Here is a 1149-nt window from a genome sequence, read left to right as displayed (position 1 = left end):
ATTAGAGTTTGTAATAATTTATTTTTTTGTTTCTCTTTTTCTATTATTTTAGCTATTTTTTTCATGATTTAAATATTGTTTCCTTTTTTATATCATATACATAACCATTATAACTCTGAATGATTATATTTATTTAAAAAAGGGGGTAGCGCGCAACTGGGGGATTTTTATTTTTCTTCTTCTTTTATTTATGTGTACTTATGATTGTTATTAGCGCTTCAGCGCGTTAGGGTATTGTGTTTGGATAATTTTAAACAACTCTTTTTAATAATGGAAAGGAAAAATAGGGAGTTATTTATATATCGAAAAATAATAATGATAGATAAAAGATACAACGATAATATCAAATATCGAGTATCATTATCATTATCGATATAATATATAAAATATCACTCCTTAAAAATGTTTGGTTTTGTCAAAGAATTTTAAATATTGAAAGTGTTATAAAACTGTTAGTGAAGTGTTATAAAACTGTTAGTGAAGTGTTATAAAACTGTTAGTGAAGTGTTATAAAACTGTTAGTGAAGTGTTATAAAACTGTTAGTTAAGTGTTTATTTGATTTTAGATATATATTTATACATGGGATGTATTTTTTTAACCCGATAGCCCTGTTTATTTTTGGTTAAAAATAATTTGATGTGTTTTAAATCTTCCGATTGATAATAAATAACATTTAATCCTTTTTTATAATTTGTTTTTATAGGATTGTTATATTTATCTACTTTTTTAGCATCTAATTTATATAATTTTAAAGTTTCTAGTTTGTCTATGGTTATCTTACTTATTAATTCTTTAATATAATCTTTTTGTTCGTTAAGATAATTAATTTGGAAGATAGGGAAATGTGTTTTAAGGGTATTATTTTGGTGTTTTGGGGGTGATATGGGGTTGGTTAGGGTTTGATTATTATTATCGTTTTCGGAAGAGTGATTTTTGATTATTTCTATTCTATACTTTTTCATTTCATCTAAGATTTGAGGGTCTACAAATAGAGTTTGGTTTTTTGGGCGATAATTGGCTTGTTGATAAATTTTTCTTTTTAGAATGAGAAACAATTGTAATATTTAATAATTCTCCTTTTAATGTTTGTAAAAAGTTTTGGATTTGAACTAAGTCGTTGGGGGTTGATTTTGTTTCCCAACCGCCCC

At 25.1% G+C, this 1149-nt stretch carries 1 pseudogene; it reads right to left on the bottom strand.

Going from position 1 to position 1149, the window contains the following annotated elements:
• Positions 1-552: 552 nt before the first annotated feature.
• Positions 553-1149, bottom strand: a pseudogene (locus tag BBA70_RS01500) (hypothetical protein); the annotation flags it as partial.

Source organism: New Jersey aster yellows phytoplasma (assembly GCF_002554195.1).
GTDB lineage: Bacteria > Bacillota_I > Bacilli_A > Acholeplasmatales > Acholeplasmataceae > Phytoplasma.
The sequence above is the reverse complement of the archived record's forward strand: the minus strand, read 5'-3'. Positions and strand labels throughout refer to the sequence as shown.